This window comes from Agromyces ramosus, assembly GCF_030817175.1.
Taxonomy (GTDB): Bacteria; Actinomycetota; Actinomycetes; order Actinomycetales; family Microbacteriaceae; genus Agromyces; species Agromyces ramosus_A.
Genome location: NZ_JAUSYY010000001.1, coordinates 752,113 through 775,917 on the forward strand (window position 1 = coordinate 752,113; position 23,805 = coordinate 775,917).

General features: G+C 73.2%; 14 protein-coding genes. 5 read left to right on the plus strand and 9 right to left on the minus strand.

The annotated features are described in order from the left end of the window. The first annotated feature begins 124 nt into the window (after window positions 1-124). Window positions 125-3,754, plus strand: coding sequence for a DUF3376 domain-containing protein (locus QFZ26_RS03625; protein WP_307039347.1), 3,630 nt, complete (start codon window positions 125-127; stop codon window positions 3,752-3,754). A gap of 42 nt (window positions 3,755-3,796) precedes the next feature. Here QFZ26_RS03625 and QFZ26_RS03630 read toward each other — a convergent pair whose 3' ends face one another. Next, window positions 3,797-5,602 (minus strand): ABC transporter ATP-binding protein, encoded by a 1,806-nt coding sequence (locus QFZ26_RS03630; protein ID WP_307039349.1) that lies wholly within the window; start codon window positions 5,600-5,602, stop codon window positions 3,797-3,799. Further along, window positions 5,599-7,584 (minus strand): ABC transporter ATP-binding protein, encoded by a 1,986-nt coding sequence (locus tag QFZ26_RS03635; protein WP_307039350.1) that lies wholly within the window; start codon window positions 7,582-7,584, stop codon window positions 5,599-5,601. The genes QFZ26_RS03630 and QFZ26_RS03635 overlap by 4 nt, the downstream gene beginning before the upstream one ends. Window positions 7,585-8,022: 438 nt before the next feature. On the opposite strand from QFZ26_RS03635, the gene QFZ26_RS03640 reads away from it, so the two are divergent. From QFZ26_RS03640 to QFZ26_RS03655, 4 genes are read left to right on the plus strand one after another with little or no spacing between them, the layout of a single operon-like run. Then, window positions 8,023-11,055 (plus strand): hypothetical protein, encoded by a 3,033-nt coding sequence (locus QFZ26_RS03640; protein WP_307039352.1) that lies wholly within the window; start codon window positions 8,023-8,025, stop codon window positions 11,053-11,055. Beyond that, window positions 11,052-13,793 (plus strand): ABC transporter permease, encoded by a 2,742-nt coding sequence (locus QFZ26_RS03645; RefSeq protein WP_307039354.1) that lies wholly within the window; start codon window positions 11,052-11,054, stop codon window positions 13,791-13,793. The genes QFZ26_RS03640 and QFZ26_RS03645 overlap by 4 nt, the downstream gene beginning before the upstream one ends. A gap of 8 nt (window positions 13,794-13,801) precedes the next feature. After that, window positions 13,802-14,887 (plus strand): ABC transporter ATP-binding protein, encoded by a 1,086-nt coding sequence (locus QFZ26_RS03650; protein ID WP_307044913.1) that lies wholly within the window; start codon window positions 13,802-13,804, stop codon window positions 14,885-14,887. Continuing rightward, window positions 14,884-15,582, plus strand: a complete 699-nt coding sequence (locus QFZ26_RS03655; RefSeq protein ID WP_307039356.1) for an ABC transporter ATP-binding protein — start codon at window positions 14,884-14,886, stop codon at window positions 15,580-15,582. The genes QFZ26_RS03650 and QFZ26_RS03655 overlap by 4 nt, the downstream gene beginning before the upstream one ends. On the opposite strand, the gene ddaH is transcribed toward QFZ26_RS03655, so the two are convergent. The 7 genes from ddaH to QFZ26_RS03690 form a co-directional block, all read right to left on the minus strand. Beyond that, window positions 15,554-16,810 (minus strand): dimethylargininase, encoded by a 1,257-nt coding sequence (gene ddaH / locus QFZ26_RS03660; protein WP_307039358.1) that lies wholly within the window; start codon window positions 16,808-16,810, stop codon window positions 15,554-15,556. The genes QFZ26_RS03655 and ddaH overlap by 29 nt on opposite strands. 30 nt (window positions 16,811-16,840) lie before the next feature. Beyond that, window positions 16,841-17,935: a Glu/Leu/Phe/Val dehydrogenase family protein gene (locus QFZ26_RS03665; protein WP_307039360.1), complete on the minus strand. Its 1,095-nt coding sequence runs from the start codon at window positions 17,933-17,935 to the stop codon at window positions 16,841-16,843. Window positions 17,936-18,059: 124 nt separating this feature from the next. Then, complete coding sequence (purH, locus tag QFZ26_RS03670; RefSeq protein ID WP_307039363.1) at window positions 18,060-19,670, minus strand: bifunctional phosphoribosylaminoimidazolecarboxamide formyltransferase/IMP cyclohydrolase; 1,611 nt, start codon at window positions 19,668-19,670, stop codon at window positions 18,060-18,062. Continuing rightward, window positions 19,667-20,260 carry a phosphoribosylglycinamide formyltransferase gene (gene purN / locus QFZ26_RS03675; RefSeq protein WP_307039365.1) on the minus strand — a complete coding sequence of 198 codons (594 nt, stop codon included), beginning with the start codon at window positions 20,258-20,260 and terminating at the stop codon, window positions 19,667-19,669. The genes purH and purN overlap by 4 nt, the downstream gene beginning before the upstream one ends. 9 nt (window positions 20,261-20,269) lie before the next feature. Continuing rightward, window positions 20,270-21,580, minus strand: a complete 1,311-nt coding sequence (locus QFZ26_RS03680; RefSeq protein ID WP_307039367.1) for a CDP-archaeol synthase — start codon at window positions 21,578-21,580, stop codon at window positions 20,270-20,272. A 31-nt stretch (window positions 21,581-21,611) separates the two neighbouring features. Beyond that, complete coding sequence (locus QFZ26_RS03685) at window positions 21,612-23,108, minus strand: hypothetical protein (RefSeq protein WP_307039369.1); 1,497 nt, start codon at window positions 23,106-23,108, stop codon at window positions 21,612-21,614. Between the two features lie 52 nt (window positions 23,109-23,160). After that, a complete protein-coding gene (locus QFZ26_RS03690) occupies window positions 23,161-23,718 on the minus strand; it encodes a hypothetical protein (protein ID WP_307039370.1) in 558 nt (185 codons plus the stop codon). Window positions 23,719-23,805: the final 87 nt, after the last annotated feature.

A 23,805-nucleotide genomic window follows, 5' to 3' on the forward strand; every position in this document is an offset into this window, starting at 1 on the left:
TCGCGCACCTTCGATCGAACCGTTCGCATGAGCTGTCGAGAACATGCCACGCTGTCAGTACGCGCGCACCCTACCCGCCGCGCGATCCCCCGAGGCGCCCCGCGCCACCCGACCGAGGAGCACGATGGTCAGCAGCGACGCGACCCGGGCCGCATCCGCACCCGCACCCGTCACCACCTCGACGCGGAAGGTCCGCGTCATCGTGGTGCGCCCCGACGAGCGCATCGACGAGGTCGTCGAGCGTCATCCCGGCGCGGTGCCGTCGTTCAACCGCACACTCCGCATCGCGCTCGCCATGCGCGGTGGGGTGAGCCTCGCGGTGTGGATCGGCGGCGCCGTCGCCGAGCTCGACCTGCTCCGCCGCATCCGCCTCTACGACGACGGTCCCGAGACCCTCGCGCTCGTGCCCGAGACGCCGGCGTCACCCGTCACCCCCGCCCTGCTCGCCCGCCTCCAGTCGTATGCCGAGATGCTCGACGCGAGCGGCTACGACCGGGTCGAGTTCGACCTGCTCGCCGGTGCGAGCGCGGGCGGGCTGAATGCCGTCGTCTACGCCGTGGCGCAGCGCGCCGGCACGGGGCTCGAACGACTGCTCGACACGTGGGGCAGGGTCGGCGGATTCTGGGGCCTCCTGCACCCCCCAGGAACCCGCCGCATCCTCGCGCTCATGCAGGGCGAGGACTACTTCCGCGCCCAGACGTTCGACGCACTGCGGGCGATCTACGACACGGACGACCGACACCCCGACCTCGTCTCCGAGTACACGAGCGTCGACCTCTCCGCCACCGTCATCGACGCGAACGACGAGTTCGAGGAGGACGCGCACGAGGGTCGCGGCCACTTCCGCTTCGTCGGCAGCGACGAGCATCCGTTCGACAACCGCATCCCTCGCCGACTCGATGGCATCGACGAGACCCGTGAGCTCGACGACCTCGCGAACCTCTCACGCCTCGCGCTCGCCGCGCGGTCGACGTCGTCGCTTCCCGGCGGCTTCGAGCCCGCGCACGTCGACTCGTTCAACGGCATCGCCGGCGAGCCCGAGGTCGCGGAGGAACGTGGCATGCGGTTCGCGTTCGCCGCCCATCGAGAGCAGGCCGGCACGCCGTACCGCATCGTCGACGGTGCCGTGTTCGACAACGTCCCGATCGACCGCGCGCTGCGGGCGGCCCGCTCGCGCACATCGGACCGCAAGGCCGACCGGGTGATGCTCTTCCTCGATCCCGAGCCCGACGCGCCCGTCGGCGGAACCTTCGCCTGGGACGAGCACGCCTCGCGGTTCTTCCGCGCCATCGGCGCGATGCTGTCGCGGCAGCTGCGGAGCGAGTCGGTCGCGCGAGAGGTCGCGGACCTCGAGCGCTTCAACGCCGAGCGGCTGGTCGCCGCCGCGCGGCTCGACAGCGTGGCACCGCTCGTGGCGGCGGCACAGTGGTCGCAGCCCGCGATCGCCGAGCGGCGCGGCGCCTACGTGCGCGCGCTCGGCACGACGCTCGCCGAGCACCTCGCCGACACGCTCTCGGCACCGAGCGTGTGGCAGCTGCACTCCACGCTGCCGACCCGGCGGCGGTACCGCCCCATCGCGCGGATCGCCCTCGCGGGCCTCGGCCAGGCCTGCGCACGCCGCTTCGCCGAGCTCTCCCCCGCGGATGCCGCGGCCGTCGCCCGTTCACCGCTCGCCCTCGCCGACGCGGCCAACTGCGTGCTCGGCTGGACGCGCGCGCTCGAGTCCCTTCCCGAGGAGGAGGGCTCGCGACGCGGTCTCGCCCTCCCCGAAGTGCGGCGCGCCGGGTACGACGCGCTCCTCGCCGCGAACCGCTGGCGCGATGAACTGACCGCCGCGGTGCTGGCGCAGTCCGACCGGCTCGCGGCGACGGGCGGCGCGCCCACCGCCGCCGACTACGACGACTGGATCGACGGCTGGCTCCGGGCATCCGCTCGCATCGCGACCTCCGAGCAGTGGCGCGACCTCGACATGTCGGTCGCGCGCCTGCGGATCATGAGCTCCGGGTTCGAGCGCGATGCTCGCGTGGGGCGACGAACGCTGCCCGCGACGTGGACGGACTCGGCGTGGCGCCCGCTGGCGACGACCCCCGGCTCGCTCTCGGCGGCCGACCTGCCTCCGCTCTACCACGCGAGCGGCATTCCGGCCGCGCTCTCGCACGTGCGGTACTGGCCCATCGGCGTCGACGAGGAGCCAGACGATCCGGCGAGCTACCGCACCCTCGCGGCCGACCGCTGGTATGCCATGCTCGGCCGCGCGATGCGCCAGCCGCGCACGACCCCCGCCGAGATTGCTGCGGCGGTCGACGCGGCATCCGACCGCGTGGTGATCGACCGGCGTTCGAAGCTCGCCGGCTACGGGTTCGGCAACTTCCTCGGGTTCCTCGCCCGCGATTGGCGAGTGAACGACTGGTGGTGGGGCCGGCTCGACGCGGCCGCCGGCATCGCGCGGTTCTTCACCTCGCTCGCACCCGAGGCGGTGCACACCGGGCCGGCGATCCGCATGCTCCAGGACGCGGTGCTCGAGGAGGCGGACGCGCCACGGCTCGTGGCCGAAGGACTGTCGCCGCTCGAGGAGGCGCCGGCCGCACACGAGGCTGCCGGCGGGCCCGACGAACCGGAGCGGCGGGCGGCGGCACGGCGGGCGCGGCTGCGCGCCGGTACCGACACGATCGTCAACCTCGATCCCTCGTACCGGTTCGCGATCGCCTCACGCACCGTGCGACTCCTCGACCGGGTCATCGTGCAACCGCTGAACCGGGGGGTCACCGCACTCGCCGCCGCGGTGCTCGCCCTGCTGCGGCCGGTGCTCGTCGCGCTGCCGACGGTGGCCGACCCGCCGCGACTCGCGCTCGTCGCGGGGCTCGTCGCCGGCGTCGCATGGCTTCTCACGTGGGTGCCGATCAGGCCGCCGAGCCCCGGCTGGATCGCCGCGACCACGATCATCACGGTGGGAATCGCGGGCATGATCGTAGGCGGCGTGTGGTCGACGCGCCGGCGGTGGTCGGCGGTCGCCGAGGCGCTCGACGCGCCACTCGACGGGTTCGCGCGAGGCGCTGCAGAACGGGCGTGGGGACCCACGCTCCGCCTCATGCTCCTGGCGCTCGCGAGCCTCGTGCCGCTGACCGTCTCGCTCCTGCAGACGAACGTGCTGCTCGTCCTGCTCTGCCTCGGCGTCACGGGCGTGCTCACCGCGATCACCCTCAGGGTCGCCTCATCCGCTCAACGCACCCGGATTCCGGCCCGCGATGTCCGCACCGGGTTCATGATCGCCTGGTTCGCCATCTTCGGCGGGCTGCTCCCCCTGGTCCAGCTGGTCTTCGCGGTGCCCGGCAACTGGCTCTCGCCGCCCGTGTCGTGGAACCCGTGGGTGCTCGCGACCGGGGCGGCGGCCGTCACGATCGCGCTCACGGCCGACTGGCTCCGCCTCGGCCGCACCGCGCTCGCGATCCGGCTCACACGCGGCATCAACTGGATCACGGTCACCCCGCTGTCCGTCGCGGCCGGGCTCGGCGGCTACGCCATCGCCTGGGCGCTCACCGCCGGGGTCGCGCCGCTGCTCGCCGAGAACCTGCGCGCGGCGGCGTTCATCGTGGCGTGGGCGAACGCCCTCTGGTGGCTGCCCGAGCTCGCGAAGGCGACGCCCGACGTCGTCGACCGCGTGGAGCGAGCCCCGCTCGTCGCGGCCGACCTCGGCGCCGCGACGCAAGCCGTCGCCGAGGCCGCCCGCACCGGGGATGCCGCACGTCGCGCCTGACGCGCGCCGTGCGGCATCCGCCCGCTTGGACTTCCCTGCCCGCTACACCAGCGAGTCGCGCCACGCGGCGTGCAGCGCGGCGAACCGGCCCGTGCCGCCGATGAGCTCCGACGGCGAACCGTCTTCGACGATGCGGCCGTGCTCCATGACGAGTACCCGGTCGGCGATCGCGACCGTCGACAGGCGGTGCGCGATGATGACGGCCGTGCGGTCGGCGAGGAGCGTCGTGAGGCCCTCCTGCACGAGCCGCTCGCTCGGGATGTCGAGCGAGCTCGTCGCCTCGTCGAGGATCAGCACCGCGGGGTCGGCGAGGAACGCGCGTGCGAACGAGATGAGCTGCCGCTGCCCGGCGCTCACCCGGCCGCCGCGCTTGTTCACGTCGGTGTCGTACCCGTTCGGCAGGCTCTCGATGAACTCGTGCGCGCCCACGGCCTTCGCCGCCGCCACGATCTCCTCGAACGACGCGTCGGGCTTGCCGAGCGCGATGTTGTCGGCGACCGATCCCGAGAAGAGGTACGCCTCCTGCGTGACCATGACGATCGCGCGCCGAAGGTCCTTCGGGTGCAGCGAGCGCAGGTCGACGCCGTCGAGCTCGACGACGCCGTCGCTCGGGTCGTAGAACCGCGCAAGCAGCTTCGCGAGCGTCGACTTGCCCGCGCCGGTCGACCCGACGAGCGCGATCGTCTGCCCGGCCGGCACGTCGAGGTCGAAGCGCGGGAGGATGACGCGATCCTTCGTGTACGCGAACTCGACGGCTTCGAAGCGCACATGCCCCGACGCCTTCCACAGGTCGACCGGATGCCGCGGCTCGGGCACGCTCGGCTCCTCCTCGAGCACGCCCGAGATCTTCTCGAGCGCCGAGGCGGCCGACTGGTACCCGTTGTAGAACATCGCCATGTCCTCGATCGGGTCGAAGAACCGCTTCGTGTAGAGGAGCGCCGACAGCAGCAGGCCGACCGCGAGCTCGCCGTCGACCGCGCGGAAGCCGCCGACGACGAGCACCGCCGCCACGCACGCGTTGCCGATGAGCAGCAGCCCGGGGTCGTAGATGCCGAAGAGCTGGATGACCTTCGCGTTGACGTCGCGGTAGTCCTCGACGAGCCCCGCGAACTCCTTCTCGTTGCGGCGCTCCTTGCGGAACGCCTGCACCGCCCGAATGCCCGTCATCGACTCGACGAAGTGCACGATGAGGTTCGCCGAGGCGACTCGGGAGCGACGGAACAGCTTCTGCGAGCGCACCTGGAACCAGCGCGTGAGCACCGTGAGCGGCACGAGCGCGACGACCAGCACGAGCGCCGACTTCCAGTCGACCAGGGCGAGCGCGACGGCCGTGAACGTCATGTACAGCACCCCGCGCACGAGCTGGTTGATGCCCTCGTCGAGGAGCTCGCGGATCGCGTCGAGGTCGCTCGTCTGCCGGGAGATGATGCGCCCCGAGGTGTAGGACTCGTGGAACTCGAGCGAGAGCTTCTGCGTGTGCAGGAACACTCGGGTGCGCAGGTCGAGCAGCACGGCCTGGCTGATGCGGGCCGACAGCTTGATGTACCACGCGATGAGGAACGCGCCGACGACCCCGGTGACGAGGTACGCCAATCCATAGAAGCCGATCGGGAACCAGTCGCCCTCGATCAGGGCAGGCAGGCCCTGGGTGATGCCGAAGCCGATCAGCGCCGGCCCCGCCACCTGCGCGGCCGTGGAGACGACGACGACCGCCATCGTCACCCAGAGTCGCGCTCGCACGGGCAGGAGCAGCGAGCCGAGCAGGCGCAGCGAGCGCTGCCGGATCTGCTTGGATTCGGACTTCGTGAACTCGTGGCGTTCCTCGCCTTCGACGCCCAAGACGCTCATCGGGCCGCCTCCTCTCGTTCGCTGGGTTCGATTCCGGTCTTCGCCGCGGTCGCGGCATCCGACACGTCGGCCTCGACGGCCGTCGCGAGCTCGGCCGAGATGACCTCGGCCGCCTCGACCTCGGCTGCCTCGCGGTCGATGCGCCCTGATGCCTCCGCCGCCTCGCGGCGAACCTCGTCTTCGAGGCTCGAGATCACGAAGGCGTAGTGCTCGCTCTCGCGCAGGAGCTCGGAGTGGGTGCCGACCGCGGTGATGCGGCCGTCTTCGAGCAACGCGACACGGTCGGCGAGCATGACGGTCGACGGGCGGTGCGCCACGATGAGCGCGGTCGTCGAGTCGAGCACCCGGCGGAGCTCGGCCTCGACCCTCGCCTCGGTGGCGACGTCGAGCGCCGACAGCGGATCGTCGAGCACGAGCACCGCGGGCGCCGCCGCGACGGCCCGCGCGAGCGCGAGTCGCTGGCGCTGGCCGCCGGAGAGGCTCATGCCTTCTTCGCCGACCTTCGTGTCGACGCCGTCGGGCAGCTCGTAGGCGAAGCCCGCCTGTGCGATGGCGAGCGCCTCATCGAGCACGCGCTCGGCCTCGGCGCGCACGCCGGGCTCGTCACTCGCGAGTTCGGGCCGGCCGAGCAGCACGTTGTCGCGTACCGACGCGGAGAACAGCGTCGCATCCTCGAACGCCATGGCGATGTGGGTGCGGAGCTCCTCCCGGCTGAGCGCGCGGATGTCGACACCGTCGAGCGTGATCGAGCCGGCGGTGACGTCGTAGAGGCGGGTGGTGAGCGCCGTCATCGTCGTCTTGCCGGAGCCCGTGAGGCCGACGAGGGCCATCGTCTCGCCCGGCTCGAGCGTGAGGTCGATCCCGTCGAGCAGGTCGCCGAACCGGTCGGGCGAGTCCTGGTAGCGGAACCGCACCCCGGTGAAGGCAAGCTCGCCCCGGGGCCGCTCGATCGTCGCCGGGCGCTCGGGGTCGGTGATGACGTTCTCGCTGTCGAGGATGTCGAAGAACCGGTCGGTCGCGGTGCGCGCATCGACCGAGAACGCGAGCAGGAACCCGATCGACTCGATCGGCCAGGCGAGCACGCTCGCGGTCGCGAAGAAGGCGACGAGCTGACCGACGGTGAGCACGCCCTGCGCGGCGAGCACGACGCCGAACACGAGGCAGACGGCGAGGGCGACGGCCGGGACCAGGAGGATCCACGCCCAGATGCTCGCCTCGAGGCGCGCCTTCTCCATCTCGGTGCTCCGCAGCGACTCAGCCTGCTTGCGGAAGGTCGACAGGGCGTGCTTGCCGCGCCCGAAGGCCTTCAGCACGCGGATGCCGTGCACCGACTCCTCGACGGCCGTCGCGAGGTCGCCGGCCTGGTCTTGGCTCAGCCGGGACACCTCGGAGTACCGGCCCTCGAAGCGGTAGCCGACGATCCAGAGCGGGATCGAGCAGAGGAGGAACACGATGCCGAGTACCCAGCTCATCGAGATGAGGATGCCGAGGCCGACGACGATCACGATGAGGTTCACGACGAGGAGCACGAGCCCGAACGAGAGCCAGCGGCGGATCAGGCCGAGGTCGCTCACGGCGCGTGAGAGCAGCTGCCCGCTCGGCCAGCGGTCGTGGAAGCTCACCGGCAGGTCCTGCAGCTTCGCGTAGAGGGCGTTGCGCATGCGCGCCTCGACGCGCGTGCCCGGGGTGAGCACGAACCAGCGCCGGAGCGCGACCATCGCTGCCTCGAGCACGCCGAGGGCGAACACGAGCGCCGCGAGCGGCCAGATCGCCGACGCGTCGCCATCGGTGAGCGGGCCGTCGACGATCGCCTGCAGGACCTGCGGGATCGCGAGCGCGACGAGCTGCGACAGGAGCGCGGCCACCATGCCCGCGATGATCGCGGGAAGAGCTGGGCGAGCGTACTCGATGAGGCGTGCGAGCGCGCGAACGGTGCCGACGCGTGTGGTGGGAGCGTCCTGTGACACGGGGGTGGCGGACAAGCCGGGTTCCTTCCGGAAGGGCGCCGAACGGTCGCAGGGCGAGCCGGTTCGGTCGTGTTCGGATCGAGTGGACGCGAAGAGAGGCGTCGGATGCGGGGCTACCGCAGAGAGCTGGGCAGGCTGCGCCTGCGCGGGACGGGGCGGAGTTAGCCCGTGAACCCCTGGGCGAGGAGCGACGGGCGGGCAGCGCCATCGACCGCGATCCAGCGGGCGTAGCTGTCTGTCTGCATGGTGTCCTCCTGCGTCGTCTTTGGAACCCTCGAGGCCGCGGGATGTCTCACGTCGGCCAGCCCTACAGACTACGGGTCTTTCGTGGTCGCGTGCAAGACCACCCGCGACGATAGGCTGTGCGGATTCGCCGCCGCGCGGGCGTGCGTGCCGTGGCCCGTCGAGGCCCGCACCGCCGGCGCGAGCGACGCCGATCGATGAGGAGAGCGTGTGGGTTCGGCACGGACGTCGTTCGCCCGCGCTGCCGCGCGTGCGGGCGTCCTCGGCTCGATCGCCGCAGTGGTGTTCCTGCTCGCCGGGCTCGGCACGGCCGTCGTCGACTCGCTCGCGGGCGCCTCCGTGGGCGGTCTCCGCTCTGGGCTCGCCGCGGCTTCCGGCATCGACGGCGCGGCGAGGTGGCAGATCCGCCTCTCGAGCGATCCGGCCGCGCAGGCCGATGCGGCGGCATCCGTGCTCGACCGCATGATCGTGCCGCACGGCGCGAGCTGGAGCCGGTCGGTCGAGACCGCACCTGTCGATGCCACAGGGCCGGCTGGCCCGTTCGGTGCGGTGCTGCTCGCCGATGACGGCGTTGCCGATCGCTCCCAGCTCGTGAGCGGCAGCTGGCCGACCGAGCCGCAGGCCGTCGCCGACGCCGACGGGGCCCTTCCTGCGACCCTGCACGCCGAGGCGGCCGCCGCCCTCGGGCTCGAGCCCGGCGACCTCGTCGAACTGGGCGGCGGCGGGCGCCTGCTGGTCGTCGGCACGTGGCTGCCGCTCGACCCCAACGAGCCCGTGTGGTTCGGCGAGCCCGCGGTCGCGACCGGCCTCGTCGACGACGGCGCCGGGCCGTTCCTCGTGCCCGAGGAGGCGCTCCTCGACGTGCCGGCCGCCACGGACGTGCGCTGGACCGCACTCGTCGACGCGGGCACGATGACCCCCGAGGTCGCCCGCACCCTGCGTGCCGCGCTGCCGAACGTGGAACCCGCGCTTCGCGCGCAGGAGGCCATCGGCGCCGACGGGCTCAGTGCGCTCGGCGCACTCGACGCGACGCTCGACCGTCTCCTCGCCGGCCTGGGCGCGGTGCGTGCGATCGCCCCGCTGCCCGTGCTCCTCCTCGCCTTCGCGGGCTTCGCCGCGCTCGCGCGCCTCGCCGCCCTCCTCGGCGCCTCGCGGCGAGGCGAGACGGTGCTCCTCCGCGCGCGCGGCGCCTCCGCGACCCGCCTCACCCGCGACGCCGCCGCCGAGGTGCTCGTGCTCGGCGTGCCGGCCGCGACATTGGGTGCTGCGGCCGGGCTCGCGCTGCTCGTGCTCCTCCGGCCCGGCGAGGCTCGCGACGTGGCGATCGCGTGGGTCGCGGCATCCGTCGCCGTCGTCGGCGCGCTCGTGCTCGTCGCCGGGCAGGCCTGGCGTGAGTCCAGGCGACCGGTCGTGCGCGGGTCGGGTGACGAGGTCGGGCGGATGCCCCGCACGCTCGTCGCGGGCGGCGTCGTGCTCGTCGCCGTGGTGGCGGCGGTGTCGCTGTGGCAGTTCCGCCTGTACGGCTCGCCGCTCGTGCCGACCGTGTCGGGCGCGCTCGAGATCGACCCGATCGCGGTGCTCGCGCCGGTGCTCGTGCTGCTCGCTCTCTCGCTCGCGGCCGTCGGGCTCTCGCGGCCCATCGACCTGCTGCTCGAGCGAGCGGCCGCCGCACGCCCGGGGCTGACCCCGGCGTTGCCGATGCGGCAGCTGGCACGCCGGGCGGCGCTCTACGCCTCCGCCTCCCTCGTGTCGATCCTCGCCGTCGCGGGCCTCACGCTCGCGGCGGCGTTCGCGGGCGCATGGCAGGACTTCGACCGTGCCGCGGCCGCCGTCACCACGGGCGGCGACGTGCAGGTCGCCTTCGCGGGCCGCGACGTCGTGCGCGGCGACGACCCCTTCGCGCTCGGCGACCCCTTCGCCGGCGTCGAGGGCATCACGGCGAGCGGGCCGGTGTACCGCGGCGAGATCCGCATCGGCTCCGACCGGTCGACGATCGTCGCGGCACCGGTCGCGCAACTGCCGGCGATCGCACCCGGCACGCACGCCGCGGCCGATGGCGGCGCCCTCGCCGAGTCGGCCGCCACCGCGGGCGTCGAGATTCCCGGCGGCGCCGTGGCGCTCGAGTACGTCGCGCGCGTCGCGGCTCCCCCGCGAACGCCCGGTACGGTCTCGATCTCGGCGTGGCTCCTCGGCGACGGCGGCGCGGCGACCCGCCTTCCCGCGGGCTCGTTCGCGGTCGAGAGCGGTGGCGGCACCGGCCGATTCGAGCTTCCGGATGCCGCAGGGCTGCGCTTCCTCGGGCTCGAGGCGACGCTCACCGGGGCGCAGGGCGCCGACGACGTACGGGTCTCGCTCGGCGACGTCGCCCTCGACCCCGCCACCGACCCCGCTCCCGACCTCCAACTCGACGGTGAGCTCACGGTCTCGTCGGCCGACCCGAGCGACCGAGCGCCGCTCGCCGCCGGCGCCGACATCGGGCTGCCGGTGACGCTCGGCTCCGCGCTCGCGGCACGGATCCAGGCCCGGGTGGGCGACGAGTTCTCGTTCCGCATCCTCTCGGGCGGCGCGGAGGTCGATGCCGTCGTGGCCGACATCGTCCCCGCCGTCCCGGCGGCGGGCGGCGACGGCGTCCTGGCGGACCTCGGTGCCCTCGAGCAGTATGCGTTCTCCGCCGACGCCGGGGTGCCGCAGTACGGGCAGCGGTGGCTCGCGACATCCGACCCCGCCGTCGTGGCGGCGGAGCTCGAACGCGACCGGCAGGTCGCCATGACCGTCACCACGCGACAGCTCGCGTCGTCGGCGATGCTCATCGGCCCCGCGGTGACGGCGCTCTGGGCGGGCGCGGTCGGTGCGCTCGTGTTCGCGCTCATCGCGATCATCGCCCTGGTCGCCGCGCTCCGCACCGCACGGCTCGGCGAGGTCAGCGTGCTGCGCGTGCTCGGCATGCCCGCCCGAGCACAGGCGCGCGCCCGGCTCGCCGAGCTCTCGGTCACCCTCGGCACCGCGGTCGTGGTCGGCGTGGCCGTGGGCCTCCTGACCGCCCTCGTGACGGCGCGCGAGCTCGCACGCGCGGCGGTCGCCGGCGCACCCGAGGTGCTCCCAGTGGGCTTCGCGGTCGACTGGCTGCCGTGGGCGACCGCCCTCGTGGCCTTCCTCGTGGCCGCGGTGACGATCGGGGCGGTGGCCTCGAACGCCGTGCGCCGCGACGCCTCCCGACCCGCGAGGCCGGAGGAGGAGCGATGAGCGCCCGCCACCACTCCCGTCTCTCGACGGCCGGACTGCTCCGGCGCCAGTTCTTGGCCGGTCCGGGCGCCTCGATCATGCTCGCCCTGCTCGTGCTCGTCGGCGCACTGCTCGCCACCGCGGTGCCGCGCGCCGTCGCCGCGATGCACACGGCGGCGCTCGGCGTCGCCCTCGGCGACTTGCCCGCGAACGAGCTCGACCTCACGAGTGCCCTGCGGGCGACCCCCGAGATCGCCGCGTCGAACGGTGCCACGACCTTGCCTGACGACGTCGAGGCGGTCTGGGGCCATCAGGAGCAGCGCCTGCTCGACATCCGAGCCGGCATGCCGCAGCCGCTCCGCGGCATCACGGAGGCGCCGCTGTCGGTGCTCACGACCGGGCCGGCGCAGGTGTTCGTGCCCGGTGCCGCGCCGAGCGGGCCGGTGTTCCGGGTCCTGCCCGGGTTCGACCCGCGGCTGCGCGAGCACGTGACGCTGACGAGCGGCGAGTGGCCCGCCCCGGTCGACGAAGCCGTGCCCGGGGCCGCCGCCGTCGAGGTCGTGTTCACCGACGCGATCGCCGAGGGCATGCAGTGGGAGCTCGGCGAGGAACGGCGCCTGCCGGCAGGCAGCGGCGACCAGCAGGTGCGCCTCGTCGGCACCGTGTCGGCGGTCGATCCCGACGACGGCTTCTGGACCCACCTGCCGCTCGCGCTCGAACCGTCGATCCTCGGCATCGACCCGCCCGTGATCACCGGTGTCGCCTTCGTCGACCCCGCCTCATGGCCGGCCTTCGTCGACGTACGCATGCCCGCGACCATGCACGCCTGGTTCCCGGCCGTCGGCGACCGCATCGAGGCCGACGAGACCCGCACCCTCATCGGGCAGCTCGACGAGTTCACCTCCCAGGTGCAGTCGCTCGGCGATGGCCCGCAGCAGTTCTCCGACCTGACGGTCGGCGAGGTGAGCTTCTCGAGCGGCCTCCGCGACGCGCTCATCGAGGCCGCCGCCGCCGCGAGCGCGAGCGATGCCGTGCTCGCGACGATCGCGTCGGGGCCGATCGGGGTCATGGTCGCCGTGCTCGTGCTCGGCGCCCGCGTCGTGTTCGAGCGGCGACGCACGGGCCTCGAGCTCGCCGCGGCCCGCGGCGCGTCACCGGGCCAGCTCAGGGGCATCCTCGCCATCGAAGGCCTCGCGATCGGCGTTCCGGCTGCGCTCGTCGGCGGCATCGCGGGCACGGTCGCAATCGCCGCCGACGCGGGCTGGGCCGGATGGGTCATCGCCGCCGTGTTCGCCCTCACGCCCGTGGTGCTGCTCGTCTCCCGGGCTCCGTCGCTGAGTCCGCTGCGGCGCGCCCGCGCCGACCTCGGCACAGCGGATCGCGACCGTTGGCGTTGGATCGTCGAGGCCCTCGTCGTCGTGCTCGCGACGGTCGCACTCGTGCTGCTCCTTCGTCGTGGGCTCGCGACCTCGGCCGTCGACACGGGCGTCGACCCGCTGCTGGCCGCGGTGCCGTTGCTGCTGTCGCTCGTCGCGTGCGTCGTGGTGCTCCGCCTCTACCCCGTGCCCCTCGCGGGATTCGTGCGCCGCGCCTCGCGGCGCCCGTCGCTCGTGCCGTTCCTCGGCTCCGCGCGGTCGCTCCGCGATCCCTCGGCGGGCCTCGTGCCCGTGCTCGCGGTCGTCGTCGGCGTCTCGGTCGCGGTCTTCTCCGCCGTGCTGCTCGGCACGGTGCAGTCGGGCGTCGAGCGCACCGCCGACGCCGAGGTCGGGGCGGATGCCTCGGTGTCGGGCACCCCGTTCACGCTCGAGCAGCAGGCGGCCTTCGCCGACGTGCCGGGCGTCGCCGCGACGGCGCCGGTCTACGCGACCACCGCGATCCGGGTGAGCATCGACGGGCGCAACCGCTCGACGACCCTCATCGTCGTCGATGTCGCCGAGATGCGGGCGGTGCAGGCGGGCCGCGTCGACGCGACGCCCCTGCCCGAAGTGCTCGCCGAGAGCGGCGACGACGGCGTCCCGGTGGTGCTCTCACGCGTCATCGCCTCGTCGATCGAGGGCGCCGACGAGGTCGAGATCGACGGCGAGGCGTTCGAGGCGATCGGCGTCGTCGACGGCTCGACCGCCTACCTCGACCGGGCCAGCTGGGTGCTCATGGACCGAGCCAACGCCGAGCCGTTCACCGATACCCTCGTGCCGCGCGTCGTGCTCGTGCGGTTCGAGCCCGGGGCCGATGTCGCTCGGGTCACCGCCGAGCTCGCCGAGATCGCCGGACCCGATGCGCACGTCACGACGCCAGACGATCTCCGCACCGAGCTCCACGCCAGGCCCACGACCCGCGGACTCGTCGTCGCACTCATCGCCGCGATCGTGCTCGCGAGCCTGCTCACCGCCCTCGCGATCGTGCTCACCCTCGTCGTCGGCAGGCCCGCGCGCGAACGCCTGCTGCCGCTGCTCACGACGCTCGGACTCCCCCGTCGCGGCGAGCGTGCGCTCGTCGCCTGGGAGATCGGTCCGGTCGCCGTCGTCGCGCTCGTCGCGGGCGCCGTGCTCGGCGTGCTGCTGCCGCTCGTCGTGCTCCAGGGCGTCGACCTCCGCGCGTTCACGAGCGGTGACCACCAACCCGTGGTCACCTACGAGCCGTGGCTCATCGCCGCGGTGCTCGCCGGCTCGGTGCTCGTGACGGTCGTCGCGGCCGCCGCGGCCTCTCGCGTCGACGGTCGCGTGAACGTCGCGCGCGCGATGCGCAAGGAGGAGGAATGATGAACCCCATGGCCAACGCCTCGAGTGAACCGCACATCCTCTGCGCCGACCTCGTGCGGATCTTCACCGCCGACGGCGTCGAGGTGCAGGCCCTGCAGGGGTTGAACCTCCGCGTCGACCCCGGTGAGATGGTCGCCGTCGTCGGCGCCTCCGGCTCGGGCAAGTCGACGCTGCTCACGATCCTGTCGGGGCTCGACACCGCCACGGCCGGTGTCGCCCGCGTCGCGGGGCACGACCTGCTCGCGATGGGCTCCCGTGAGCGCGTCGCCTACCAGCGCCACACCGTCGGCTTCGTCTGGCAGCAGACGTCGCGCAACCTCCTCCCCTACCTCACGGCGGCCGAGAACGTCGCCCTCGCGATGAACGTCGCGGGCACGCTCCGCGGTGCGGCGCGCGCGGCACGAGTCGATGAGCTCCTCGAGCTGCTCGACGTGGGAGCCGAGCGCGACCGCCGTCCGGGTGAGCTCTCGGGCGGCCAGCAGCAGCGAGTGGCCATCGCCGTCGCCCTCGCGAACTCGCCGCTCGTGCTGCTGGCCGACGAGCCCACGGGCGAGCTCGACGAGGCGACCTCCGTCGCCGTGCTCGAGGCGATGCGCGGCGTCAACGACGAGCTCGGGGTGACCACCCTCATCGTCACGCACGACCCGGCCGTCTCGGGCCACGTGCGCCGAACCGTGCAGATCCGCGACGGTCGCACGTCCACCGAGGTGCTGCGCTCCACCCGCGTCGACGAGCACGGTGAAGAGCAGCACGTGGCCGAGGAGTTCGCGGTGCTCGATCGCGTCGGCCGGCTGCAGCTGCCGCACGACTTCATGCAGACCCTCGAGCTGCGTGACCGCGTGCGGCTCGCGCTCGAGCCCGATCACGTCGGCGTGTGGCCGGGCCACGAAGGGCGAGCGGATGTCCCGGCGGCCACGGTCCCGCCGGCTCCCGCGGCTCCCACGGCGTCTCCCGACGCACCCGCCGCGCCGTCGCCGGCCCGCCCGGCTGCCGCCGCCGCGCCGCGCCGGCCGCGTCACGTCGCCGAACCGGAAGCCGCAGCATCCGGCCCCGCGGCATCCGGCCCCGCACCCGAGCAGGAGGAGGAACGATGACGACGCTCCGCGCCGAATCCGTCAGTCGCGTGTTCGAGAGCCGGGCGGGCGCGGTGCACGCCGTCGCCGACGTCTCGCTCGAGGTTCGCCCCGGCGAGCTCCTCGTCGTCACCGGGCCCTCCGGCGCGGGCAAGACGACGCTGCTGAACCTCCTCGGCGGCCTCGACCGGCCGACGTCGGGGCGGGTCTTCCTCGGCGACGACGAGCTCTCGGCGCTCGGCGAAGACGCTCTCGCGGCGGTGCGGCGCGACCGGCTCGGCTACGTGTTCCAGTCGTTCGGCCTCATCCCGGTGCTCTCGGCCGCCGAGAACATCGAGGTGCCGCTGCGGTTGCAGCGCATGGCACCCGCCGAGCGCGATGCGCGCGTCGCGGAGGCGCTCGAGCTCGTGGGCCTCTCAGGGCATGCGGCCCAGCGGCCCTACGAGCTCTCGGGTGGACAGCAGCAGCGCGTGGGCATCGCCCGCGCGCTCGCGGCGCGGCCGCAGCTGCTGCTCGCCGACGAGCCGACGGGCCAGCTCGACAGCGGCACCGCCGCGACCGTCATGGACCTCATCGGTGAGCTCGTGCACGCACGAGGGGTCGCGGCCGTGGTGACCACGCATGACGCCGCGCTCGTGAGCCGCGCCGATCGCGTGCTCGAGCTGCACGACGGTCGGGCGGTGTCGCTCAGCGAACCCGCACCGACAGGCACGTGACGCAGCCCTCGAGCTTCTCGAACTCGCTGATGTCGACCGTGACCACGCGGTAGCCGAGTCCGGCGATCATCGCCGCCGTCTCAGGCGCCGACGACGACATGAGCAGCGAGCCCGCCGACAGCTCGACGACGGCGACCCCCTCGGGCTCGGGCACGGGCAGGAACCTCGGGAACAGGCTGACCGCGTCGAGCAGCGCGGGGTCGCCGATGATCGTGCCGTCGGGCAGCGCCGTCGCCGCGCTCTTCAGGTGCAGCGCCTTCGTGTGCGGCACCGCGACCACGGCGTAGCCGTGCGGGGTGAGCAGCGACCGCAGCTGGTGGATGCCCTCGGCGTTCGTGCGCGACGACGCGCCCACGTAGACGGTGGAGCCCACCTTCAGCACGTCGCCGCCGTCGAGGGTGCCCGGCCGTTCGATGCGCTCGATCGTGAGGCCGGGGATGCCGCGGACGGTGCGTTCGACGGCCTCGACCTCGTCGCGCCGCGACTCGGCACCGGGGCTCGTGAGCACGGCGAGGTCGCCGAACATCACGACCGTGTCCTCGACGAACACCGAATCCGCCAGCTCGGGCGCGGCGTCGACCTCGATGGTCTCCCACCCCTCGGCGACGAGCGCGGCGCAGTAGTTGTCCCACTGCTCGTCGGCGAGTGCCGTGTCGACGACCTGCCGTTCGAGATGCGTGAGCTGTCCGTCGGCGAGGTTCGAAGCCGGGATGCGCACGAGTGCGATGCGTCGAGGTGCGCGCCGGGGCGCATAGCCGAGGATGCCGCGGAACACACGCGGCGCGAGGAACACCTCGCCGGCGATGACGGCGAGGATGAAGACGAGGTTGAGGCTCACGAGGGAGCCGAGCACGAAGAGGACCAACGGCCCGCTGAACGGGTTGCCGATCGCGCTCGCCGTCGCAGTGGTGGCGATCAGTGCGGCGAGGCACGCCGAGGCGAAGCCGGCGATGAGCGCGAGGAACCACGCGCGCGTGGCGCCGACCGAGTTCGCGACGGCGAGCAGCACGAACGCGATGAGGGCGGCGAGCGAGAAGTGGCCGAAGACCTGGCCGACGACCTGCGGCGACTGGTTGCCGCCGATGAAGAACGCGAGCACCGCGACGAGGAGCGCGAGGACCGCGACGGCGGCCGCGGATGCGAGCACCGCCAGCGCCCGCCGCCCCGGGGTGACGGCCGGTGTGAACCGGGCGGGGGTGGGCGGGAGCGTGGCGGCGGGGGTCGTCATGGCACGAGCCTACTGGCCCGCGCCGGGCCGTCAGCGCGCCGCGTCGAGCCGCGTTCGAGCGAGCTGCTCGGCCGCTTCGAGCGTCGTCGATCCGCTCGCGTCGGCGCTGCGCAGCACCGAGGCGACGGTGTCGCCGATGCCCGCGATGCGAGCGTCGAGCGCGGCCTGGTCGGCGCCGGGAGCGCTCGCGACGTCGAGGTAGATGACGCCGCCGGCGTTCGCCAAGAAGTCGGGGGCCCAGACGATGCCGCGACCCTTGAGCATGTCGGCGACGTCGCGTGAGGCGAGCTGGTTGTTGGCGGCGCCGACGACCGCGCGCACGCGCAGTTCGCGCACGACGGAGGGCGTGAGCACGCCGCCGAGGCCGCACGGCACGAAGACGTCGGCGTCGACGAGGTGCGCGTCGGCGGGGTCGACCCAGGCCGCGCCGAGCTCGTCGGCGAGGGCGCGCTTGGACTCCGCGACATCCGTGACGGTGAGGCGGGCGCCGGATGCCGCGAGGCTCCGTGCGAGGCGCCCGCCGACCTGTCCGAGGCCCGCGATCACGAAGTGCCGCCCGGTGGCCTCGCTCGAGCCGAAGACGTGGCCGAGGGTGGCGAGGATCGAGGCGTGGACGCCCGCGGCCGTGGCATCCGCCGGCTCGCCGACGCCGCCCTGCTCGGGCGGGAGTCCGCAGACGTGCTCGGTGCGCTCGTGCACGACGGCCATGAGCTCGGCGCTCGTGCCGACGTCTTCGGCGGTCATGTAGGCGCCGCCGAGCGACTCGACGGCGTCGCCGAGGTCGAGCATGGCATCGCGGGTGCGCGCCTCGTCGAGCGTCACGCCCGCGGGAATCGCGATCACCGACTTGCCGCCGCCGCGAGCGAGGCCGGCGGCGGCGTTCTTCAGGGTCATCGCCTGCGAGAGGCGGAGGGCGTCGGCGAGGGCGTCGGTCCAGTGGCCGTAGCGCCAGAGGCGGGCACCGCCGAGTGCCTGGCCGAGGCGGGTCGAGTGCACGGCCACGACGATGGTGAGGCCGGAACGGGGGCCGCGGGTGATGAGCACTCGTTCGTGCTCGGGCGCCTCGATCGGCAGAGCTGCGCTGACCTCGGCTGCGCGGGTGGCCGGGGCGTGGGTGATCGTCATCGATCGTTCTCCTTGAGTCATCCGCTTCGTGGGCGGAACCGTGCCCGCGCCTCGTGAGCGCAGGTTCACTTCAAGGGTACCTCCGAGCGTATCCGGCCGCGCGCATGGAGAGCCGGCGCTGGCCTCAGTGGAAGAAGTGCCGCTCGCCCGTGAAGTACATCGTGACGCCCGCCGCGCGAGCCGCCTCGACGACCTCCTCGTCGCGAACCGAGCCACCGGGCTGCACGACCGCGCGCACCCCACCGTCGATGAGCAGCTGCAGCCCGTCGGCGAACGGGAAGAAGGCGTCGGATGCCGCGACCGACCCCGCGGCCCGCTCGCCGGCACGCTCGACGGCGAGCTTGCACGAGTCGACGCGGTTGACCTGGCCCATGCCCACGCCGACCGAAGCCCCGCCGGAGGCGAGCAGGATCGCGTTCGACTTCACGGCCCGGCACGCCCGCCACGCGAACTCGAGATCGGCGAGGGTCGCCGCGTCGGCGGGGGCACCGGCGGCGAGGGTCCACTCGGCCGCGGGCGTGAAGTGTCGGTCGGCCTGCTGCAGGAGCATGCCGCCCGAGACCTGGCGGAGCTCGACGACCGTGGGCGTGAACCCCTCGGGCAGCGTGAGCAACCGCACGTTCTTCTTCTTCGTGAGCAGCTCGAGCGCATCGTCGTCGAAGGCGGGGGCGACGAGCACCTCGGTGAAGATGCCCGAGACCGCCTCGGCCATGGCGAGGGTCACGGTGCGGTTCGCCGCGATCACGCCGCCGAATGCCGAGACCGGGTCGCACTCGTGCGCTCGCAGGTGCGCGTCGGCGATGGGGTCGGATGCCCCCGGCGACGCCACCGCGATGCCGCACGGATTCGCGTGCTTGATGATCGCGACGGCGGGCTCATCGAAGTCGAATGCACTGCGCACCGCGGCATCCGCATCGACGTAGTTGTTGTACGACATCTCCTTGCCGTGCAGCTGCACCGCCTGCGCGATGCCCGGGCGCCCGCCCTGCGAGGCGTAGAGCGCCGCCCGCTGGTGCGAGTTCTCGCCGTAGCGGAGGTCGCTGTCTTTCGTCCAGCTGCCTCCGACCCATGCGGGGAACGGCGACTGTTCGACCGGCTGGTCGGGCGCGACGACACTGCCGATCCACGAGGCGACCGCGATGTCGTAGGCGGCCGTGTGCCGGAACGCCTCGCGCGCGAGCTCGCGGCGCTGGGCGAGCGTCGTGCCGCCCGCGGCCACCGCGGCGATGACCTCGTCGTAGCGATCGGGCGAGACGACGACGGCGACGTTCGCGTGGTTCTTCGCCGACGCGCGCACCATCGCGGGACCGCCGATGTCGATCTGCTCGACGACGACCTCGGCGTCGGCGCCCGCGGCGACCGTCTCGGTGAACGGGTAGAGGTTGACGACGACGAGCTCGTAGGGCTTGATGCCGAGTTCGGCGAGCTGCGTCTCGTGGCTCTCGAGCCGCAGGTCGGCGAGGAGGCCGGAGTGCACTCCCGGATGCAGCGTACGCACACGCCCGTCGAGGTGCTCGGCGTACCCGGTGACCTCGGAGACCTGGGTGACCGGAAGGCCGGCGTCGGCGATGACCGCGCCGGTGCCGCCCGTCGAGACGATCTCGACGCCGGCGCCCGCGAGTGCGGTCGCGAGCTCGACGAGGCCGCGCTTGTCGCTCACGGCGACGAGCGCCCGGCGCACGGGGATCACGTCGCGGTCGCGGTAGAGGCTCGGGTCGTGCTGGGGGCCGCTCATGATCGTGCCAGTTCCTTCAGGTCGAGGTGTGCGTTGGCGATGTCGAGCACGGCCTGGATGAGCAGGCGCCGCTCGACGGGCTTGATGCGGTCGTGGAGGCTCGACTCGGTGTCACCCGGCAGCACCGGGATGCGCTCCTGCGCGATGATCGGCCCGCCGTCGACGCTGTTGTCGACGACGATGAGGCTCGCGCCGGTCTCGGTCACGCCCGCGGCGAGCGCGTCGCGCACCCCGTGGGCGCCCGGGAACTCGGGCAGGTACGCGGGATGCGTGTTGATGAGGTGCGGCGAGAAGGCGTCGACGACGGTCGGCGGCACGAGCCGCATGAGCCCGGAGAGCACGACGAGGTCGGGCTCCCACTGCCGCACCTGCTCGATGAGCGCGGCGCCCCACGCCTCGCGGTCGGGGTAGGCCGTGAACGGCACGGTGAAGGTCGGCACGCCGAACTGCTCGCCGAGGAGCAGCCCGTCGGCCTCGCGGTCGGCGCCGATCGCCACGACCCGCGCCGGGAATTCGGCGTCTTCGGCGGCTTCGAGCAGAGCTCGGAGGTTCGAGCCTGTGCCCGAGATCAGGACGACGAGCTTCAGCACCCTTCGAGCCTACCGGCTGCCGAGTGCGCCCTCCGCGGCGTCGGAGCCGCGCTGGCCCGCGCCGTACGCGTCCTCGCGGCGGCGCATCCATGCCGCGTACGCACCGGCGATGGCGCCGATTCCCACAGTGGCGGCGGTGACCATCGCGACGGCCCACGGGTCGGGGCCGACCTCCGCGAGGCGCCCCGGGCCGGCCGCGCCGCCCGACCACCAGGCGAGGAGCCCGAGCACCATGGCGGCGACCACGGCGGCCGCGACGCCGATCGCCGCGGGCTGCCACCACGGGGCATTCGCCCGCCGCCGGAAGCCGGACACGGAGGAGGCACCGAGGTCGGCGCCATCGCCGCCACGAACGACCCACGCGCCGACGAAGGCGAAGAGCACCGGCACGATCAGCCAGAGCGCCCCGAGCACCGGCGCACCGCTCGGCAGCGCCCCGAGGATCGGGATGCCGGGCATCGGGCCGAGCACGGTGCCGCCTGGCGACACCTCAGTGCCGGCGCCGATCGCGAACCCGGGCCCGAGGAGCCACGCGGCGGCCCAGATGATGAAGTTCGGCACGAGCGAGAGCTCGGCGACGGTGAGCGCGATCCCCCCGTCGATGCCCGCGCCGAGCGATTGCCCGAGGCCGGCGATGGTCGCGTAGTCGGCGGCGATGAGCACCGCGACGGCGACTGCCGCGACGGTGAGCACGCCGAACGCGGCGCCGGCGCCGATGCGAACGGCGACTCGTGCGCCGTCGACGAGCGACGCCGGCAGCAGGGCGAGGGCGCGACGCAGCATGCCACTCGTGGCATCCGCTTCACCGGCCTCACCGAGCGCGCCCGGAACGGCCCCGATGACCACGCCGAGGGCCATGGCGAATGCCGGCAGCGCCACCGCCTGCCAGAGCGACGGCATCGCCCCTGGGACCTGTGCGGTGAGGGCGAGCGCGCCACCGACGAGCGCGTAGACGACGATGGCGGCGACGGCACCGGTGAACGCGTGCCCACCGGCGACCGAGCGCACCCCGATGCGGCGCCCGGAGGCCACCGACATCAGCGCGAAGCCGAGGAGCGCGATCGTGATCGGGAACGGGTCGCCCGCTCCCGGCAGGCCGATGCGGCCCGCGGTCAGCGCGTCGAGCTGCACCACCACGTCGACCCCGTGGCCGAGGAGCCACACGTCGGCGGCGGCGCGGAGGAACAGCGCGGCGTCGACGGCGAGCCCGAAGTGCACCGCCCACAGCAGCATGAGCGGCACGAGGACGATGCCGAGGCCGATGAGGGCGGCGACGGATGCCTCGAGGCCGGCCAGCAGGGCGATCGTCGTGCGTCTCATTCCTCCGGGAGCTTAGCCCGGCCCGGCCGCCTCAGTCGGCAGGACGTGCGGTCGTGCGCGGAGTCTGCACCTCGATATCGGGCCCTTGGAGGGAACCCCCGGCGGGGACGAGCACCTCGGAGGTCTCGGCGTCGACGTCGACGGGCACGACCTCGAGGTCGGCGAGGGCGACCTCCTCCGCCGGCCGGCGCAGCAGTTCCACGAGCAGCACGGCGATGAGGGCGAGTATCACGGTCGTGACGATCATGCCCGTCGTGACGGGCCGCGACAGGAGCACCGCGACGGATGCCACGACGGCGATGGCGGCGTACGCGAAGCCCCGCCAGCGATCGAGCCAGATGCCGAACCGGCCCGTCGTGACGCCATGGCTCGCGGCCGAGCGGCGCACGGACGAGAAGCCCGAGTCGGCGAACCCGCGCACGGCGCGCGCCGGACGTGACGGCCCGGAGAACCACGCGATGAGGGCGACGGACACGCTGAGCACGATCAGGGCGAGGATCGTCGAGAGCATGAGCTCGAGGAGCCCGTCGTACACGACCTCCGCGGTGTCGGAGGGCATGATCGATGGACTCACGGTGCCGATGAAGAAGGCGCGACCGATGCCGATGCCGGCCGCGAGGGCGGCCATCGTGAGCGCGAGGCCACCGGCGGTCCAGACGAGCGCGTTCGAGCGGCGCTTCGCGACCAGGACCCCGGCGGCGAGCAGGAGCAGCACGATCCACGGAAGCCAGGTGCCGACCGCCACCGCGAGCGTGTAGAGCGTTCGGATGAGCACGAAGGCGTCATCCTGCGCGATGACGATGCTGCGATCGACCTCGGGGATCGCCGACGCGAAGCCGACGCCCTGGTCGATGAGTCGCTGCTTCACCTCCGCGATGATGGGGCCGAGCTGCACGGAGATGGCGCCCTCGCCGTCGATCGCGAGGACCGCATCGGGATCGCCCTGAACGGCCGCGATGAACTGGGTGTGGGTGGCGCGGAGTGCTGCCGCCCAGACATCGGCGAACGCCTCCGACGTCACGACGCGGTCGACGACGCCGGCGACGAGTTGCTGGAGGCCTTGAGCCGCCGGCGCCTCGAGCAGGGTCAGGGCGTCTGCGGCGCGCGGCGGCAGGTCGAGCGACTTGATGCCGTCGAACACGTCTTTCGTGAGGCCGGGGATGTCGACCTGCTCTTCGATCGCCGCCGTCGCCTGGGCGCCGATGTACTCCTGCACCGCGGGCTCCTCGGCCAGGGGTGCGAACGTCGCGACGAACCGCTCGGTGTCGACGAGCTCGAGCCGCGCCCAGGCGCTGATGACCGCGACGGGCGCGAGCAGCAGCCCGACGACGACGAGCACGATCGCGGCAGCCGTGCGGCCCCACCGTCGGCGCTCCCGTATCGGGGCGACGGATGCCGCGGCATCCGCTCGGCCCACTCCCGCGGTTTCGACCGTGACGGCGCCAGCCCGCAGCGCCGCGTTCTCCGCCTCGAGCTCGGCGATCCGTGCCTCGAGTTCGCCGCCGTTCGTCCCGCTCTTTCCGGCCATGAGACCCCCCTCAGCATGACGATAGACCTCGGGGGTGCTCTTCCGCACCGATTCAGTGGATGACGGCCTTCAAGACGATCATGGCGATCCCGAACGCAGCGGTCGCGAGGGCGCCGACCACCTGCATGGGCCACGGGGCGCCGCGCCGACGGAAGGCGATGAACCCCAGCACCGCGAGCACGATGACCCCCGACCAGAGCGCGGCCCACAGGGCGAGCGGGTCGGGGATCGCCCTCGTCGCGCCGAGCAGCAGGATGAACGCCGGAATGAGCGCCGAGGCGAGCAGCCCGAGCGATCTCCGGAGCGCGCTGCGGAAGGCGTCGCGAAGCCCGACGATGCGATCGTGGTCGAGCCCGTGGTGGGCGACGGTGCCGGCGTAGAGATGCGCCGCCCAGAACACGATCACGGTCACGACGACGGTCCAGAACACGCTCCATGAGCTCGCGCCGTGGCCCCCCGAAGCGACGATCATGCCCGAGACGAGAATGACGCCGTAGACGGATTCCTCGGTGACGAACGCTGCACGCACGAGCGGGCTCGGCTTGTGTGCGGGACGACCGCCCAGGACTGCCGAATCGCCGGTCGCTGCATCCGGGGACGTCTCGTTCATGCGTCCAACTGTCTCATGACGGGGCCTCCGACAGGGCGGGTTCACGCCATGGCGCTCACTCGCCGCGGTGGTCGATTGACCCGAGAG

Coding starts and splice junctions, on each gene's coding strand:
- QFZ26_RS03625 (WP_307039347.1), top strand. CDS start 125: ATGGTCAGCAGCGACGCGACCCGGGCCGCATCCGCACCCGCACCCGTC.
- QFZ26_RS03630 (WP_307039349.1), bottom strand. CDS start 5,602: ATGAGCGTCTTGGGCGTCGAAGGCGAGGAACGCCACGAGTTCACGAAG.
- QFZ26_RS03645 (WP_307039354.1), top strand. CDS start 11,052: ATGAGCGCCCGCCACCACTCCCGTCTCTCGACGGCCGGACTGCTCCGG.
- QFZ26_RS03650 (WP_307044913.1), top strand. CDS start 13,802: ATGGCCAACGCCTCGAGTGAACCGCACATCCTCTGCGCCGACCTCGTG.
- QFZ26_RS03655 (WP_307039356.1), top strand. CDS start 14,884: ATGACGACGCTCCGCGCCGAATCCGTCAGTCGCGTGTTCGAGAGCCGG.
- ddaH (WP_307039358.1), bottom strand. CDS start 16,810: ATGACGACCCCCGCCGCCACGCTCCCGCCCACCCCCGCCCGGTTCACA.
- QFZ26_RS03665 (WP_307039360.1), bottom strand. CDS start 17,935: ATGACGATCACCCACGCCCCGGCCACCCGCGCAGCCGAGGTCAGCGCA.
- purH (WP_307039363.1), bottom strand. CDS start 19,670: ATGAGCGGCCCCCAGCACGACCCGAGCCTCTACCGCGACCGCGACGTG.
- QFZ26_RS03680 (WP_307039367.1), bottom strand. CDS start 21,580: ATGAGACGCACGACGATCGCCCTGCTGGCCGGCCTCGAGGCATCCGTC.
- QFZ26_RS03685 (WP_307039369.1), bottom strand. CDS start 23,108: ATGGCCGGAAAGAGCGGGACGAACGGCGGCGAACTCGAGGCACGGATC.
- QFZ26_RS03690 (WP_307039370.1), bottom strand. CDS start 23,718: ATGAACGAGACGTCCCCGGATGCAGCGACCGGCGATTCGGCAGTCCTG.